Consider the following 17,338-nt stretch of genomic DNA (forward strand, 5'->3'; position numbering starts at 1 on the left):
TGGATTGTGGGGAGTGATCCGCTCTTAAAATATATCAAAAATACGATGTATTTTCAACAAAATAATGTTTTATATCAATTATTTATTTGCTGTCCGACCACTCTGACCGAAGTGTCCGGCGGACTCTGGCCACCGTCGCATGATATTTTTCCGCAGCATCAACCTGCTTCGCCCGGTTGTAGTGCCGTTCAGCTACCTCGCCGGTGATGTTGAGCATCGCGGCGCCGAGGCCGGGCAACGAAGCCGCATCGATCGCCGCACTGGTCGCCGCGGAATACCGGAACCGATGCGGGCCGAAGGCAAAGCCGAATTTTTTCACTGACAGCCAGCGAATCCTCTTGTCGATGCCGCGGTAGCCGAGCGGCGCCCCGTCCCAGTTGACCCAGAACGCATCGTGGGCCTCTCCGGCGAGTAGTTCCTGGCGCTCGATCTCGAGATAGCGGTCGACGTAGGCGGTGAGTGCGACAGGAAGCGAGAATTCGTCGCATTTTTTGTGCCGCGCACCGCCCTTGATGAGTTCGGGCGGGATGATGACCCGGTACGCGTCGCCGTGGCGGATGACCTCGCGGCCGAGGTGGAGCCCGGCCATGGCACGGTGGCGGCGCGCGCGGGCGGCGAAGATCGCGATCAGCAAGCCGTCACGGTACTGGACGCGGCGACGAACATCTCCACGCAGGTCGAGCGCGCCATGCATGAGATCGACGCCCCATTCATATAATATAAGGCTCGAAGGTACCTCGAAGTCCCGCCGCTTCATCGGCAGACGCGAGCGGAGCGATGCGCCGCACGGATTGGTGAGCCACGCAAAGTCGCGCTCGGGCGCCATGACCCGGAGTGCCGTGCGCAAGTCCGCGAACAGCCCCACGATGGAAAAGTCGCTCAGCCCAACTTCCCGCAGCAAGGCCAGATAGGCGCGCACGCGCGGTGCGATGACCCGGTCGGCCGGGTGGATATCGGGATCGAGCTTTCCGGTCTCTGCGAGGAAGCCGAGCCAGCGACCGTACGCGCCAATGATTTTCCGCAGCGTCGGCTCCGTCCAATCGGCGCCCGGACGCTCGTCCTCGTCGAAGACATCAGCCGGCGTGCAGCCGTGGATGAACAAGCGCTCGTCGATCGCCGGCCATTCGTATCGGCGGAGAACGCGACGTCGAAGATCGTTTCGGGGGATCTCGGCGAAAATACTCATTCTGCCGCCTCAGCATTGGCCAAGTTCAGCAATGTTTCTCCGGATGCAGACGCGGAAAGGTTACCCTTGTTGAGCTGTTTCGAGGGCGGTTTTGGGCCCTGATGGATGGAATTCGCTTGACGCGGCGACCGCTTCTTCCGGAAGGCCGCTGCCGCGAGGCGCTTCGTTGCTTTCCGCTTCTTGAGGACAACGTCGTCGAAGCGGCGGACAGCCGCGTCGGTCTCCAAACCACAATAGAACGCGATCGTCGTTTTGACGTCTTTGTGGTTCAGGGCGCGGCGGACCGTCTCGTAATCGCCAGGGTTCTCATGCAGGTATAGCCACGCCGCAAAGTGCCGCATCAGGTGCGGATTCACCGTGACGCCGACATGTTCCTCGATCGCCGTCATAAATGTCGTCCGCAGCCCGTTGATCGACATCGGCCCGTCGTCGGCCTCGCCCACGAAGACGTACGGGTTTCCCGGTGCGGCCAGCGTGGGGCGGTATCGTGTGATCCACCGGTCGAGCATGAGCGCGGTCTCGCGCGGGATCGGCCACAGGTACGGCTCGCTGTTTTTCACCTCGTCGTGATCCATCACTATATGCGTGTAGAGGCGGCTCGACGGGTCAGAGCGCCGGAGGTGCTGATCAAGCCTGAGCCCCGCCAGGTTCGAGATCCGGAACGGACAGATCGTCGCGGTCTCCACCAGCATCGCGCGCTGCATCGCGATCGCAGCGCGGCGAACCGGGAGGTTTGCCTCTCGGGCCATCTTCTCCAGCCGACCTGGCAGATGGAGCAGCTTGGCCAGGGGCCGCGGTTCAATCAGGGCACGCAGGCGCTCGCGGTTGGACAGGGTCATGGACCGCGACCGTTCCGGTGCGACGTTCGCTGCCCAGAAGGCGATACGCCGGACATCATCCTCCGGGAGACGGGCCCAGAATTTCGCGATCTGCCGCAGAACCTCGCCGACGCCGCCAGCATTGCTCGACCGGCGTTCACGGCCTCGCTCGCGCATGAAGGCGAGGATGGCCTTCGGATGCTCCTTCGGTGTCACAAGGTCCGCGAGTGTCCGGATCTCGGAGGGTGCGACCCCGGAGCGCACGAGAGCGCCGGCGGCCTGCTGGATCTGGAACACCCGTGTCTCGATCGTCCGCGGCCTGGCGGCACGCATTACACGCCCAGAACCACCGCGCGAACGTTCAGCGACATCGTCAGGGAAAATTTCGTCCTCGTCGGCCTGCTCGGCGCGGCGGGTCCAGGCCTTCACGTCCTCGCCGAGAGACGGCGGGAACGCGCTGAGCGGTAGCGTGTATTGGTCTCGCGTCGGCCGCCGTTCGAGGCGGACCTGCGGCCAGCCCGGTACGGCGGTAACCGCGCGGTTCCATGCATCGGCGGTACGTCGCGCGGCCGTTTTCGGATCATCGCATAGCGTGCGGTCGCGGACCCAGCACTCGAATTTGTCGATCGTTGAAGCTACCACATCGGACGGCGCGACCCCCTCGAGCGTTGCGAAGCGGAACCAGGCGGCGAGCGCCGTCTGCTCGAAATGCCCGAGCTGCCCGCGCAACGCCTGCCATTCCGGCGCCAGCGTGACCCGAAACGGCGCATGGGCACCCAAGCGTCGCAGGACGAAGCGCAATCCAGACAGCACAGCCGAATGGCGCTGGTCGCTGAGCCCGTAGCCGGCCGGCGGCTTGGCGACGACCCGCGGCGAGAGAAAGGCCGGCGTCATGATCACGCTCGTGGCAGGCAGCCCGCACATCTTTACTGTGCCCGAGATCGCCGAGCGCAGGTCGCGCCGCCGGGTCTCGCTGAGATCCGTCCACGCCTCCACCAACCGCATCGCCTCGGCGGCGGTGACAGGCGCCGCCGACCCGATGCAAGTTGCCTGAGCGGCTCCGAATGAAGTATTTTCATGTTCATCGAAGTCCATTTTACCCTCCATGTGGAAAAGATAGGAATAAATCGGAAATTTGTAAATACAATATCAAACTAATCACCGCGATTACTTAGATAATGGCTTTTCGATGCACGGATAAACACTTGTATTTACTATTAATTGTCCGGCGCATCCGACGATTCTCCGTACAGTAACTTCGCGATATCGGATTCGAGGAAGAAAACAGAGCGCCCGACCCTCCGGGGCTGCAGGAGCCCGGCCCGGATCCAGTTCCGCACCGTCCGGTCGGTCCGGCCGAAGATGTCAGAGACATCGCGGACGGACAGCAAGCGCACTGACGCAAGCGGAGCCGCCGACGACACAACGAGTTGTTGATCCGCATTCGGCGCCGCGCCGTGGCTTTCGGCATTTTCGGGAAAGTTTGTTGCCGGCCCGCCGGGCGTTGTCGGGTCATCCAACATGGACATCGGTCCCGGCGTTCGCGCCACCTTCGAGCGCGGCGCCGGGCATCGTGCTCGCGCGGAACGCGTCTCTGGCGGCTTGCTGCGCCAGGGCGGCAATCAGCGTCCTAAGTGCCCGACCGACGATTGTCCGACCCGGCTCATCGGCGAGTGGCGATGAGCGGGATGCGTTCGGGCGGTGCGGGATCGGCGCTCTGTCCATGCGCGCACGCTGGTCTAACCCGGTCGCCGCGCACACATGGTATCTACATCATTCAGCGATGTGCCGAGCCCATGTTCCTCGTTGTTCAGTCGCCGCAAGTTTCTACGGCCACAGGCTCCGTTTGTAGACGCGTGCCCAATTGGCGACAGTCTCGCCGGTCGGATTGAAGGCCGGTGTCACTGCGAACCGAGCTAGGCTGGGTTCGCGTTCCATGCGCGTGCGGATCCTGGCGAACATGGTCAGAACAAATCTCGCAAGTGGCCCGCTGACAGAGCCGCCGGCGCTCGCCTTTGTGTGCGGTGTCCGCGAGATGCTGGCGGGACGACCCGTCAGGGTCCGGTAGGCGTCGATTATCGCGAAGCCCAGATCGCGCCCGACATGGACGTGGGTAGCCGGGCTCCTGTTCATTGAGGCACCGGTCCGCGGCTGCGGCGGAAGCACCTCCGAGATCGCGCGGCCAATCGCGCGGGCCACCGGATCCTGATGTGCTTGCGCGCCCAGATTCGGCCTTCCCGCTCGTTCCCGCGTGCGACGTCCGGTGCGGAATGCATCCGCGCCGGCCGCTGCCCATAGTTGAAGATTCGCGACTTCTCTGAGTGCATGCCTCACAGCGTCATCGGGCGGATCAAATCCGGCAGCCCGTGCCGCGCTCTCGATTGCCGAGACGGGGCTGGTCAGCGGCAGAGTCACATCGGTAACCCGCGGTACTAGGGCGGCGGCGTCGGCGAAGGTGAGTTCAGGCTCCAGGCCCTTGATAATCTCCTGCGCGTGCCGCGCCACCGAATCGAGTGTGCGCTCCACTGCGTCCATGTCGCTGACCCGGGCCGTTGCGAGTCGCTTCACCTGCGCCGACGCTGCAGCGTGCACCTGCGCTGCGCAGGCCGCGAGAGACGGTTCGGCCGAACTGCCCGTGGCGTCTTTGCGCATAGCATCGACCAAAGCCTCACGCAGATCGGCCTCGTCGATGAGCACAATTTCCGCAATTCCAAGCGCAGACATTACCGGCCCCACCATCTCCACTTCGAAATTTCAAACGCGCGGCGCGCACCATACCCCCTTTACAGATGTTTGGTTATATTGAGTTCTTGGGAAAGACCGTTCCGTGGATGCCGCCGCTTTCATGACTTTCCTCGGTGAGGCGTTGTTTCGCTGTCAGCGCACCGCGCTGCATGACGCAGCGCAGTGTCGCACGCGCCAAGACGCTATGCCGGCTCTTCACGGTTGCCGCATTTGGCCGGTCCCAGCACCTTGGCAAATTCATAGCGGTGGGGATCGCCGCGACGCTTGCCGCCTCGGTGCGCCATGGTGATCAGATTCTCCGAGAGCAGCGTCCTGATCGCGTTGCGATAGCGCGTCCTTGCCCATCCTTGCACAACGTTTTCGCGCATCATTGCGGTCGGAACAATGACGAAACTCAGATCGCCGTCGTGGCCGGCGCCGTGGTTGCGGATCAGGCATCCGAGTAGCAGGAACGCGTCCGCGCCGTTGTCGGCTTTCGCCAGGCGATCGAAGATAGCGGCCGGGATCACGACCGAGGATTGCCCCGGGGCGAAAAGGCGGCCTTGCTCGCGATAGTTCCAGACGGACTCCGTCGTCCGATAGACCTCGGTCGCTGCGAGCGGCGGATCGAATCTGGCATTGAATACCTCGGCAGCCTCCATGAGTTCCGTGCGGCTCCCAACGTCACGCGCGACACGCCGGAGATGGTCGAACAACGTCTTGTTGCGCCGGCCAACATCCTTGCCGGTTTCCGCGGGCGCGCGGCCGGCAGGTGCATCGGCGTCGGAGCTGCCGACGGCGCTGCGATAGAACTTCCGGTCGAGCGCGCCGTCCAGCAAATGCGGCAACGACGACAGATCAGCCCAGTTTCCAGCGACGAACGCGTATGATTTTCCGGCGAATTCGCCGGTCCGGCGGACGCTCGGGGGGGCGACGACGAAGCCGCCCTGCGCCTTCACATCGATGGCCAGCCCGTCTTCCCGGATCGGGCCGCTGCGCTCCCCATTCGCCTTATAATATAGGTGATACCCGCCACGAGGCGTCGCCACGATGACTGGGGTAGGGCCGAATCGCTCGATCACGCGATCGAGAGCGCTCGGCGTATCGCAATCGATGACGGTCAGGCCAGACGGGCCGGTGGCGATGCCGATATTGGCGGTGGCGAAGCGCGGGTATCTCAACCAGCCTCTCAATTTCTCGGGGGCGAGCGGCTGGTCCAGGCCGGCCCATTTGACGAGCGGCGCCTTGCCGTCTGCTTTTCCGCACGGGATCACCACCATGCCCGCCTCGGTCAACGCCCGTGCGGCAGTGGCGAACGGGCAGGGCTTGGTTGAGGAATTCTTGGCTGTGGTACTCGAGCGAACTCTCCGGCGAGGAAGCGGGGCGGTTGCTGCGACATTGACTGACATTGATGCACCTCGTTTTGCGAGGCTCGAGGAACGTGCAGACGTCGGTCGCCGCGGCAACAGTCGTTGATCGACCCCTTGATCAGGCGCGGATGGATACGGCAGACTCACTGCATGAAATCCATGCACGACAATGCAGGCGTGTTGCTGTGTAATCCGGCAGCATCCGGGAGCGCGCTGTCCAGGGTGCATCCGCGCCAGCGCCGAGGCGTCGTGCATTCGTTCACCTTCGCTCTCGCTGAACCGCGTATCCTATGAACTCGCGATACGGCTCCCTGTTTCAGATCGACAGCGTTGCTGATGCCGGGTCGGCTCGACGGCTCGATCGAGTGCCTTTGAACGGCACGAAGAGCGATGGCGGTTATGATGAGGCATGGCTGCTGAAGTGGACCCGGGCGATGGGACCGGGGGCTAAGTTGGAAATTGGCCGTTTTGTCATGATAGACGGAGCGGAACATGAGCAAGACGAGACGGAAGATTGAGGCGGCGCTGTATCAGGTTCATCCGAACCAGATTTATGCTTGGAAGAAGCAGCTGCAGGAGCAGGCGGCGCGGGCGTTTGATCCGAAGATCGGGCAGGATGCGGAGGCCGCCGGGCAGCGGGAGATCGAGAGGCTACATGCGAAAATCGGCCAACTGACGATCGAGAACGATTTTTTAGCCAAGAGGTCCGGAAGATGAGCGTGCCGGACCGGCGAGCGAAGCTCGATCGCGATCATGCTGTGCTGTCGATCCGCCGGCAGTGCGTGCTGCTGGGGCTGGCGCGATCCGGGGTGTACCGGCGGCGTCGTGCGGCGAACGACAATGATCTGGACGTGATGCGGCGGATCGACGAGCTGTTTTTGCGCTGGCCGTTTCTGGGCTCGCGCCGGCTGATGGCGGTGCTCGCGGCCGAGGGGGTGCGGGTCAACCGCAAGCGAGTGCAACGTCTGATGCGGCTGATGGGGATTGCGGCGCTCGGGCCGAAGCCGCGGACCAGCAAGCCGTCGGCGGGGCACCGGATCTCGATGGACCGCAAGGGGCGCTGGATGGACAACGTGTTCATCGAGCGGCTCTGGCGATCGCTGAAATACGAAGACCTGTATATCAAGGGCTACGCCGACGGCGCGGAACTGCGCGCCGGCCTGGGCCAGTGGTTTGACTTCTACAACCACCAACGTCCTCACATGGCGTTGGACAACCGCGCGCCGATGGCGGTGTGGCGCGAAGCAATGGTCGGCGTTCTGCCGCCGACGGCCGTGGATATGACGCTTCTCCTGCGGAGAAGCTTGGACAACGCTGCCGCGTTGCCCACATCTCCACAGCCGCAACAACAGCAGGTAGCTTGATAGCCCTTTAGGAGATCAGAACGGATCAGCTTGAACCGCCCCGGGTTTGCCGGAGGCCATTTGGGTTAAATTAGGCGGCGATCTTCAACTGTTCGAGTGTGGCGAAATATCGTTGTTCGGCTTCGGCTGGCGGGATGTTGCCGATCGGCTCGAGAAGGCGCCTGTGGTTAAACCATTCGACCCATTCGAGCGTTGCGAAATCGACGGCCCTGGCATCCACGGCCCGGTAGATGTCCTTGAGCGCGGTTGCAACTGTCTTTCGGTCCTTGTTAGGACACGGAATCCATCGAATTCCTGAGCAGATGAACAATGCGGGTCTGCACGATCTCTCGGGAAAGACTTCAGTGCTCGCTTCCGGCACCAACCAAAGCCCCAAGGCAGCAATCTAAATTGCAGTTGCTGGCAAACCCGAGGCAGTTCACATCCGATGCCGTGAGCCGCTCCACCCAAATACCTCTCAGCCGATATCAGCAGACGATCATCAACACACGATCAATGTCCCCTTATGTCAGCAATATGTGGCGCAAGTGTGCAAGTCCGGAGTCCTGCCACAAAAGTGGCGCCGCCCATCCGAAGGATGTTCCGGCCAGCGACAGCAATACCCAGGCCGCTCGCTCGCCGTGCCGCAGGCTCGCTGTGGCGGTCCAGCTGGCGACCGCAGCCAGGCTGCAGGCAACGACGACGATTGGTGCGTCGAGGTGCCAGAAATATGTCGCCAGGGCGCCTGAAATCGGCGGCAGCAATAGGGCCGCAAGGGCCGTGGCCGGCTGGGTTTGCTCCCGCCGGTTGAGCCCGAGGCGCCAGATGATCAGCCAGCTTCTTGGCGCGATAGTTGCGCACATCAGCGCCAGCGCAACGAACGCTGCCGTGAACTGGCCGCCAAAAGAGGCCAACCAGGCGCTGTGAAGGACTTCCTGTGGAGCCGCCCCGTGCAGGATCGCGTTCCATACAGCGATCGCTTCGGCGGGCGGGCGCCCGAACATTGCACCGCTTAATATCATTGACGATACGACAATGAAGCCTGGCAGAAGTGCAATGGTGAATAGCGCGACCGCGGCGGAAATGCTGTTCATTTCGCGAAAGGCGAGGGGCAGCACGATTAATGTGGGCGCTACCCAGTAGATCGCATTTGGCCAGAGGACGAACATTGCGGCGACGCCAACTCCGAGCAGTATAAGTGCCCGCGTATCGGCGATCGCTTCGACGCGATCGATCGCCAGAATCAGGAGTCCCACCACGATCGTGTAAAAGATCATTGGTGCTCCGCTGGTCGCGATGATGACGATCACCGGGTTCGCGCTGGTGACAAGAATACCCGATGCCGCCAAACCTGGTGACCAACCGCGTTGTATGAGATCACGCGCCAGAAGCCCCTGCGCCAGAGCGGTGGCCGTTATTGTGATGACGACCATCGAGGATGGGCCGCATCCCGGTATCAGGTGCAGAAGATTGATCATCACAAACATCGGCCATTGCCCGGACAGCAACATCTGCGAGTTGGCGTGATTCCAGGACTCGCGCAGGGCGGGCTCGATCGCGCCGGCCAGCAGGAGCTTGTGAGCGGCCGCGGCGAACAACAAGAACGACGCCCCGCCGACGACCAGCGCCACTCGCCACGCACGCGTGACCAGGGGGCCGGAAGCGCGGACCTGGATGTGGTTTGCGCCGCTACTCACTGTGCCTCATTTCCCGTGGCGGAACCCGCCTTGAGGCTGGCAATGGTTTCCTGGGTGCGCGAGGACGTTCCGTGGGTTGTCTTTTCCCAATAATGAGGGTTGGTGACGAGTTGCAGGAGTGCCTTGTAGGCCGCCACGGAGTGCAATACCCAATAGGCAGGGGCAAGCAGTCCCCATGGAACCAACCCGTACCAGCGACGCTTCGCGACAGCGACGATATTGAAATACACGTACATCGCGTTGCCCACCATCAGATCGAACAGCGCAAGCACCAGAACGGGCCCCGGGAAGAAGCCGGCCACGGCCGATCGCCCAACGATGACCGAGACGAGAAACATGATCCAGAGCAACGGATTGATCAGCGCGGTCATCGGGGGGAAGCCGATGAACATATGGAAGCCGAGAAATCCGACCGGCCCCAGCCGCCGGTAAAGCTCGACCGGCCGGCGCATATGCACGAGCCATGTCTGCATATAGCCCTTGATCCATCGGCTGCGCTGGTTGATCCAGCTGTGCAGGACGCCGTTTGCTTCCTCGAATGTTGTGGAATTGACCACGGCCACCCGATAGCCAGCCTGCGTGAGGCGGATGCCAAGATCGGCATCCTCGGTGACGTTGTAGGGATCCCAGGCGCCGAGTTCGTGCAGCACCTCGGTTCGGAAGTGGTTCGACGTTCCGCCGAGGGGGATAGGTATGTTCAGCCGGTACAGGCCGGGCAGCAGATAGTCAAACCATTGGCTATACTCGAGTGTGAACATCCGGGTCAGGAAATTGTCATCACGGTTGAAATAGTTGAGCCGTGCCTGAACGCAGGCGACCTCCGGGCCGGAGGCATTGAACAGCGCGACAACCTTGCGCAGCTGGTCGGGTTCAGGGCTGTCCTCGGCGTCGAAAATCACGGTGTATTCGCCGCGCGCGAAGCGAAGCGCATAGTTGCACGCCTTTGGCTTGGTTTTCGGCTGGCTGTCCGGAACCCGGATGATCTCGAAAAGATCCTCAGCACCGAGGGCCTTTGCTGCCTCGATCGTCTCGGTGTCGCCGGCTTCGAGCACCAGTTTCACATCGAGCTTCGCCCGCGGATAATCGAGGCGTCGGATCGAATCGACCAGGATCGGCAATACTTCAGCCTCGTGATACATCGGAACAAGAACGGTGAAGACCGGGAGATCCCCGTCCTTGAGTGCGGCGAGTTCGCTCGCATTGACGGATATATCGGTCCGCCTCCCGCTTCCGACGATCGTGAGGACACCGCGGAACGCGAACAGGGACGCATACAGTGCGGAAACCGTCGCCATGATGCCGAGCAGCGTCAGGCGGGGGGCCAGGCCCAGGGCGAGCAGGAGCGCAAGACCAATCCCCACCGCGACGGTCTTCTGGCCCGCCGAAAGCGTGACTTTTGCCGAGAGTTCCGGATTCCGGTTGAACAGCGCCTCGCGCGCCGCTTCGCTCAATTCTGGATCAAATATCCGTTGAACGGCCCAGATCAAATCGAATTTCGACGTGATCACGAACTCGACGTGACAGCCCGGCATGCGTTCGCGCATGAGGGCGCGGATCGCAGGATCCTCGGGATTCAGGGTTGCGATCACCACAACGCCGTCCGGCTGGCGCCGCCAGGGAATAAACAGGTGACGCAGGTAAAGGTCATGCTCGGCTTCGGCAAGCAGCGTGTGATCGCACGGACTGGCCCGGAGATCGACAAGCGGCAAACCCGATGCGGCGGATAGTTCTCGTGCCCATCGCAAGCTGGTGACGCGATACATCGCGCTCAACACGTCTGGCAGACTGACGCGCCAGGCATAGGCGGTATGGATCGCCTCGTCCCGTTGCAAGGGGGTGACGCTGCCCGCTTGCACCAGGCGGTCGAGTGCTGCCAGATCGCGAGCGGAAGGCGGCCGCCATGGTGGCCGGCCCGAAGCGGGCATGCGTCAGAACCTCAGCCAAACGGCAAGAAAGCCAGCATTGCCGAGAGCGACGTTTCGCCCACCGGCGTCATGCCATAGGCCTGCCTGCACAGCGACATGATGAGTAAGGTCATGCACCACGGAAAACGCGACGCGGTAGAGATTGTAATCCGATCCGCCGGGCGCGGCCGTGCCGACGCTGATCGTGTTGAAGCCTTGCGCGAGCAATAACCAGCCTCGCCGAGGGCGAATACCGATCGTCCCGTCGGCACGGATCTGATCGGCCCAGCCATCGACTTCCATCCGATAGCCTGCTTCGAGATCGGTATAGCCGGACCAGCCACCGGGCAGGCGAAAGGCATGGCCAAACAGCACGCGGCCTTCATATTCGGCGCCTGGCTGGGCAAGAACGGGGGAGGCCGGACTTTGCACGCCGGGGATGCCCAGTTGCCCCTGTACCGAGATCACGTTCCATGCGTCGCGCCACACCGCATAGCGTGCCCAGAGGTTGAATTGCACGAAGCCGGTGGCCCCACGGGTGCCCGGCAGATTCGACTGTATCACTTCCTGAGCCCTGGGTTGGAAACCCAGAGTCAATCGTGGAGTGAGCCCATATTCGATGTAAGGAGACAACTCATATTGCACATAGCGGCCTCGCCCGGCCGGCTGGCCGAACTGGCCATAGCCCTGGGTCGCCGCGTGATAGTCGCTGAACGTCTCGATCGCGATCCAGTGCCCGACGGGCTCGGGCCAGGCACCGGCCCTGGCGGCGGATGTTGTTGCGGCGGTGCCGGCGATGACAAGCGCCGCCAGCCGCCATGCCGGCATTATTCTCCTCATCGACGGTGTCTCCGCCGCGCGAGAATCACGACGAGAGCGACAGCGATGAGCAACCAGATGACCGCAAAGAGCTCCCGACGCCAGGCCGCGACGATGCCCGCCACGCTGGCGACGGCAGAACCGTGGAAGTCCGCCCGGTATGCGGCCGTCTCGAAGGTCGCTGGCGGTCCCGATCCATCATAGAAGGCGATGTTACCATCGCCGGGCAACACAGCCTGAGCCAGGCTGGATCGTGGGCCGGGAGTCAACCACAGTCCCGGAACGCCTGTCTTGGTCGCAACCAGCTGAAGAACGGTCAATTTACGAATATGCGGCAGCTCTATCGCTGCCGACCGGCCGGGAAGCGAAAGCTTTCGGGCGGCGTGCGGCGCCCGAGGTTGCGGCAGCGGCGCCTGTGCCACCACATCACCGGGCTTGTCAGCGATCAGCAGGAACGGACGGGTCGGTGGTCCGTTCGCGGCGATGACATTGATGGCGATCGGATTGACCTCATGGTTGCCCAGCAACTGCGCGACGAGCGGCAGGGTCGGGCCGAGTGCCGCCGCCGGCAGGTCGGTCAGCACGGGAACCGAGCCGCCGCCCGCCGGGGAAAACCCGTTAAACCTTGTCGGCCGGCGCGGGCCATTCCCCAGAACCAGTTCGGTATTGTTCATGAGGGTGAAGTCCACCCCTGCAGGCTGCGAGCACACTTCGGTGTGGCCAAGCCGGCTCAGTTGCAAGGTGACGGGCGCCCCTGCCGACAGAAGTCGCTGGGGCAGATCGATCCGCACATGGTCAAGCCTCACGGCGCCCCGAAAGGCTCGGCTCCAGACGACGTTGCCGCCCACCAGCAAGGTAACGGCCTCGGCGTCGCCCGGTGGAAGGGCGGCGCCTCTCCCCTCCAGAATTACGGCAGTGACGTGCCTGTTGACCGGCAGGGACGCCGGAACGAGAGGAATTGGCACGGTTCTGGTGCCGAATACCGTCACCGTTTTCGAGGCGATGCCAAGCGCTCCGAGTGTGACAGCATCGGCCCCCTGACGTTTGGTGGCGGCACTCGCCAGCGTCGCCGTGACGCCTGCCGAGCGAATGCCGGCGGTCAGTTGATCGGCCACCACCAGACCGCGCGCCGCGGCGGGCGAGCCGACGACGATCTGGGATTGGCCATCGGTGCCGGTCTCGACGTTTGCCACATCGTGTTTCGGGTCTTTGGATGGGTCGATCCGGATCGATGCGTCGGGCTGATCGGAGACGAACGGCGTGATTCCGCGCTCGACAAGCGCGGTGGACAGAATGAGCGCACTATCGATGTCGGCGAGGCTCGGCTGTGACGGCAGCGCGATCGTCACTGGTGTCGAAAGTCCGCGCCAAGCGGTTCCGACGCCTGCCTTTCCGCCGGATGGCGTGAAGCCGGTATTTGCGGCGATGCGGATCCATGTGCTTGCCGGAGAGCGGCCGCCGCAGTGACCGCGCCGGACTGGCGGCAGTGTCTCGATAAAGGTCAGGCGCAGAAAGGAGGATTGCCCTGTCACAAGCGAGGCCGGAATCGTGATGCGGATGGGCGAACCGGCGTCGCTGGCGGGAACGGTATCCACCGGCGTGCCATTGGCCTCGACGGTCAGCGCCGCACCGGCACCAAGTGTACTCGCAGCCATGAAACGCAGGGTCAGGTCGCCCCCGATTGCCCCCTGAGTGACCGGCATGAACACGCTGGCTTGGAGGTGGTCACTCCTCAGGGTAATGCCCTGGGGAAATCCGAGATCCCGTATTGTGTTGGCATCTGCAATACCACAAACCAGATTGGGCATGAGGCCAACCATGGCCAGTATGGCACCGTAGAGGCATTTGGGCCGGATGGAGCGGGGAGACTGGGTTGGAGATTGTGTGCAGTTCACGCGCTCATCGCGTAATCTCAAACTGATCACAGATTATTCCCACAAGACAATATTTTAAGACCAAAACATTAGCTGTCTAATTTAATATCTTTTTTATCAAAATGAGTAAAGTCTGATCGAGAATGTTGACTCGAAATTTGAACGTTTCTGGCTTCAATCATGATTTCGCAGCTATCCGCCGGCCTCGTCGCGCTGAACCGCGGCGTACGCGCTCGCCCATCTTGAAGCTAAAAGGGTTCGGTGGCCGATCCACAACGCTGATGTTTGCGGCTTCGCGACGGTCCGCGACCAAAGAAACCGTTCGGAATATGTCGCCAGTGCGCCGGAACGGCTGCGCTGACAACCTTGATCTGGAACGCCTCCGATCCCATCGCATGCAGCGCTTTGTCTATTTGATAGTCGCGGCATCTTTGGCCGACTGACATGATAGTCAGCGCGCAGCATGAAAATATCAGGTTCCGGTAATACATTGCTAAGGAGACCCAGATAGAAGTTTTATTTAATAAAATAGACCAGTCAATAAAAATGGGAATTGTTTCGTGGTTATTGGGAAGCTACGTCAAATCTCTGACAAAAGCAGGATGGTTGATGCCATTGGGAACTCCTTCGGCATCATCGGTTTCAAACCTGACGGCACGATCATCGACGCCAACGACAGTTTTCTCCGTTTGATGGGCTACGGCGCCGCCGACATCATCGGGCGCCATCATCGTATTTTTGTAACCGTAACCGAGCGCGACAGCGCCGCCTACGGCGAGTTCTGGCAGCGCCTGCGCGGCGGCGCCTTCTGCTCCGGCGAGTTCCGCCGCATCGCCAAGTCCGGCGGCGATGTCTGGCTCCGCGCCTCCTACGTCCCCGTCCGCAACCGCGCCGGCAAGGTCGTCAAGGTGGTGAAGGTCGCCCTCGACATCACCGCCGAGAAACGGGCCGCCGCCGAAAACCAGAGCCTCCTCAACGCCATCGAGCGTTCCCAGGCCGTCATCAAGTTCGCGCTCGACGGCACGATCCTCGAAGCGAACGACAATTTCCTTCGCGTGATGGGTTACGAGCGCGACGAGATCGTGGGCCGCAAGCACAGCATGTTCGCTACACCAGCATACGCCGGCAGTCGCGAATACCAGGCCTTCTGGGAACGCCTGCGCCAGGGCGAATTCATCGCTGGTGATTTCGAGCGCGTGGGCAAGGGCGGCCGCCACGTCTGGCTCCAAGCCACCTACAACCCAGTCTACGACGCCCAGGGCAAGGTCACGAAAGTCGTCAAGTTCGCGGTCGACCTCACCGAGCGCATGGCCGAGGTCGGCCTCGTCGGCGATGCCCTCGAACGCGTCTCCGAAGGCGATCTCACCGCCTCCGTCGACCGCCAGCTGATGCCCTCGCTCGACAAGCTCCGCGTCGACTTCAACACCGCCGCAAGCCGCCTCGCCGAAAGCGTCAACGGCGTCCGCCAGAGCACCGACGAAATCAATCTCGGCGTCGCCGAAATCGCCGACGCCGCCGAAGATCTCGCCCGCCGCACCGAACAGCAGGCCTCCACCCTGGAGGAAACCTCCTCCGTGCTCGACAGCGTCACCACCGGTATCCGCGCCACCGCCGACAACGCCTCCAAGGCCGCCAGCGCCGTCGACGCCACCAACGAGGCCGCCCGCAAGTCCCACAGCATCGTCGGCGAGGCCGTGGTCGCCATGAACCGCATCGAAACCTCCGCCCGCGAAATCGACCAGATCATCGGCCTGATCGACGAAATGGCCTTCCAGACCAACCTCCTCGCCCTCAACGCCGGGGTCGAGGCCGCCCGCGCCGGCGATGCCGGCCGCGGCTTCGCCGTCGTCGCCTCCGAGGTCCGCGCCCTCGCGCACCGCTCCGCCGATGCCGCCAAGTCCATCAAGCAGCTCATCGCCCGCTCCTCCGAACAGGTCGGCAACGGCGTCCGCCTCGTCGGCGAAACCGGCACCGCGCTCGACACCATCCTCGGCCACGTCACCGACCTGCGCGGCCTCGTCGGCGAAATCGCCACCGCCGCCGCCGAACAGGCCGGCAGCCTCGCCGAAATCAACGCCGCCACCGGCCAGATGAACCAGGCCGTCCAGCAGAACGCCGCCATGGTCGAGCAGACCTCCGCCGCCACCCACTCCCTGCGCGAGGAAATCAGCCGCGTCTCCGGCTTCCGCACCGCCCACGCCGCACCGACAGCATCCGCCCCCATCGCCCCGGCCCGCACCCCGCCGCGCCGCGCGCGCCGCGTCGCCGAACCCGCCTGAACCGACAGGCCCGATCCCGCCCGGCCCCGGCCGGGCAGGATAGGGCAGCAGCGTGGCGCGGCGCAAAAACGGTTGCCCACCCCCCCGACCTTCATGGTCCTCACAAGTTTATCTCGACGCCCGTGCATGGGACGTCACATGGCGGAGAGGTCGACATGCCGTTTGGCGCCTACTTTCAAGATCCAGCTGCCGTCGCTGATTTGGAAGACTTCGATGGATAGTGGTTCAACGGCTGAACGCAGGGCGCTCCGCGCCGCTAGACATCTAACGATATCAATAGCTTCCAGTGCCCAGATTTATCGCATTTGGGACGCCACTCGCAATCGGTCCGAGGCTCGTACGCAGTATGAGTTTGGAAATCCTTTTCTGGTATCAATACTCGACGAACCTCTTCGTCGCTTCAAATCACATCCACAGATCGCGCTGGTCTCGTTCTGCAGGGCCGGCTCTCAGGCTCGGCGGAGCCTCAACTGCCGTGTGTTTGCAGGGATAGGCGATTCGCCTTCTCCAGATGGCCGATTGCACAGGACTCGTCTGTGTCTCAAGTCCGGCGATGCCGGATGATGGCCGTTTCACATCGTCTGCTTTGCCGTCGGTTCATCCAGCTTGGGAATTTTGGCTGTAGAGCACTTTCCGATCCTGCCGGATTGGATGAAGTTATCTATCATATTGATAAAAAATCATTTTTATCGAATTGGATGACTCCGTCTGACCGGATGATCCGCCAGAAGCTCCCGAACTGGTCCAATCCATCGGTTTCATAGTGGTGCTTGTTGCTGCCGTCGCCCGATGACCGATGGCGGCGGATCAAACCCTCCATCGCCACCAAAATGTCTAAAATTAAAAACAATCCATATTTGCGTCCAAGATGTCTTGAAATTTATGAAAATTTTGATTAAACGTTACCCGATACGTAACAGAAACATATATTTTAATAAAACATAAAGTTTTATAGACGCCTAATTCAGTTATCAAAATCACATAAACAACTGAATTATAAAAAAATCTCTTATTAAAATCTATATGAATGTTATTTAGGCATAATAATTGCAAAAAATTAAACGGTTGGGGTCGGGGGTCGGCAAAAATCGGCGGACTTCAGGCCGGGGAATTGGGACAAACTGGGGTGATAGACAGGTGATGCAGGGTATTTGGCGTTCAAAATCGTGCCTCGCGGATGGGGGGATGCTCCATACGCGGCCGATATCCTGGTCCTCGTCCTATCCTGCGGTCTTTTCTTATGATTCTGACGTTGGGCCGTGCTTGGCCCAACGAGTGTCCTGTCCCGCAGCCATTTCATTCGCCGGAACGCTCCGGCGGCAAT

General features: G+C 61.9%; 14 protein-coding genes and 1 pseudogene. 5 read left to right on the forward strand and 10 right to left on the reverse strand.

Going from position 1 to position 17,338, the window contains the following annotated elements; translation table 11 throughout:
• Nucleotides 1-82 precede the first annotated feature (82 nt).
• The 3 genes from B7Z76_RS01460 to B7Z76_RS01470 all read right to left on the reverse strand — a co-directional run bounded on the left by B7Z76_RS01460 (nt 83) and on the right by B7Z76_RS01470 (nt 3,527).
• Nucleotides 83-1,186: a hypothetical protein gene (locus B7Z76_RS01460; RefSeq protein WP_291341775.1), complete on the reverse strand. Its 1,104-nt coding sequence runs from the start codon at nt 1,184-1,186 to the stop codon at nt 83-85.
• On the reverse strand, nt 1,183-3,099 hold the full coding sequence (locus B7Z76_RS01465; protein ID WP_291341776.1) for a site-specific integrase: 1,917 nt from the start codon (nt 3,097-3,099) through the stop codon (nt 1,183-1,185). Before B7Z76_RS01465 ends, B7Z76_RS01460 begins: the two co-directional genes overlap by 4 nt.
• Nucleotides 3,100-3,221: 122 nt before the next feature.
• The gene (locus B7Z76_RS01470; protein WP_174502389.1) at nt 3,222-3,527 is read right to left on the reverse strand and encodes a helix-turn-helix domain-containing protein; all 306 of its coding nucleotides are present in this window, start codon (nt 3,525-3,527) and stop codon (nt 3,222-3,224) included.
• Between B7Z76_RS01470 and B7Z76_RS01475 the strand changes: the two genes are divergently transcribed.
• A complete protein-coding gene (locus tag B7Z76_RS01475; RefSeq protein ID WP_291341777.1) occupies nt 3,526-3,687 on the forward strand; it encodes a hypothetical protein in 162 nt (53 codons plus the stop codon). The two genes, B7Z76_RS01470 and B7Z76_RS01475, sit on opposite strands and share 2 nt — an antisense overlap.
• Before the next feature lie 144 nt (nt 3,688-3,831).
• Here the strand turns inward: B7Z76_RS01475 and B7Z76_RS01480 are convergent, their stop codons facing one another.
• Nucleotides 3,832-4,728, reverse strand: a complete 897-nt coding sequence (locus tag B7Z76_RS01480) for a hypothetical protein (protein ID WP_174502388.1) — start codon at nt 4,726-4,728, stop codon at nt 3,832-3,834.
• A 203-nt stretch (nt 4,729-4,931) separates the two neighbouring features.
• Nucleotides 4,932-6,023 carry a bifunctional DNA primase/polymerase gene (locus tag B7Z76_RS01485; RefSeq protein WP_291341778.1) on the reverse strand — a complete coding sequence of 364 codons (1,092 nt, stop codon included), beginning with the start codon at nt 6,021-6,023 and terminating at the stop codon, nt 4,932-4,934.
• A gap of 446 nt (nt 6,024-6,469) precedes the next feature.
• Between B7Z76_RS01485 and B7Z76_RS01490 the strand changes: the two genes are divergently transcribed.
• From B7Z76_RS01490 to B7Z76_RS01500, 3 genes are read left to right on the forward strand one after another with little or no spacing between them, the layout of a single operon-like run.
• Nucleotides 6,470-6,616 carry a hypothetical protein gene (locus B7Z76_RS01490; RefSeq protein WP_291341779.1) on the forward strand — a complete coding sequence of 49 codons (147 nt, stop codon included), beginning with the start codon at nt 6,470-6,472 and terminating at the stop codon, nt 6,614-6,616.
• On the forward strand, nt 6,591-6,815 hold the full coding sequence (locus B7Z76_RS01495) for a hypothetical protein (protein WP_174502386.1): 225 nt from the start codon (nt 6,591-6,593) through the stop codon (nt 6,813-6,815). The genes B7Z76_RS01490 and B7Z76_RS01495 overlap by 26 nt, the downstream gene beginning before the upstream one ends.
• Nucleotides 6,812-7,462, forward strand: coding sequence for an integrase core domain-containing protein (locus tag B7Z76_RS01500; RefSeq protein WP_174502385.1), 651 nt, complete (start codon nt 6,812-6,814; stop codon nt 7,460-7,462). Before B7Z76_RS01495 ends, B7Z76_RS01500 begins: the two co-directional genes overlap by 4 nt.
• A gap of 70 nt (nt 7,463-7,532) precedes the next feature.
• Here the strand turns inward: B7Z76_RS01500 and B7Z76_RS01505 are convergent.
• From B7Z76_RS01505 to B7Z76_RS01525, 5 genes and pseudogenes are all read right to left on the reverse strand, one after another.
• Nucleotides 7,533-7,670, reverse strand: a pseudogene (locus B7Z76_RS01505) (IS3 family transposase); the annotation flags it as partial.
• Nucleotides 7,671-7,965: 295 nt separating this feature from the next.
• A complete protein-coding gene (locus tag B7Z76_RS01510; RefSeq protein ID WP_007424375.1) occupies nt 7,966-9,072 on the reverse strand; it encodes a hypothetical protein in 1,107 nt (368 codons plus the stop codon).
• Between the two features lie 62 nt (nt 9,073-9,134).
• Nucleotides 9,135-11,063, reverse strand: coding sequence for a glycosyltransferase (locus tag B7Z76_RS01515; protein ID WP_291341780.1), 1,929 nt, complete (start codon nt 11,061-11,063; stop codon nt 9,135-9,137).
• Nucleotides 11,064-11,066: 3 nt separating this feature from the next.
• Nucleotides 11,067-11,870, reverse strand: coding sequence for a hypothetical protein (locus tag B7Z76_RS01520; RefSeq protein ID WP_236656202.1), 804 nt, complete (start codon nt 11,868-11,870; stop codon nt 11,067-11,069).
• 8 nt (nt 11,871-11,878) lie between these two features.
• The gene (locus B7Z76_RS01525) at nt 11,879-13,669 is read right to left on the reverse strand and encodes a cellulose biosynthesis cyclic di-GMP-binding regulatory protein BcsB (protein ID WP_291341781.1); all 1,791 of its coding nucleotides are present in this window, start codon (nt 13,667-13,669) and stop codon (nt 11,879-11,881) included.
• Nucleotides 13,670-14,337: 668 nt separating this feature from the next.
• Between B7Z76_RS01525 and B7Z76_RS01530 the strand changes: the two genes are divergently transcribed.
• A complete protein-coding gene (locus tag B7Z76_RS01530; protein WP_236656198.1) occupies nt 14,338-16,014 on the forward strand; it encodes a PAS domain-containing methyl-accepting chemotaxis protein in 1,677 nt (558 codons plus the stop codon).
• The last annotated feature ends 1,324 nt before the right edge of the window (nt 16,015-17,338 follow it).

Source organism: Acidiphilium sp. 20-67-58, from assembly GCF_002255515.1.
In the GTDB taxonomy this organism is placed as follows: Bacteria; Pseudomonadota; Alphaproteobacteria; order Acetobacterales; family Acetobacteraceae; genus Acidiphilium.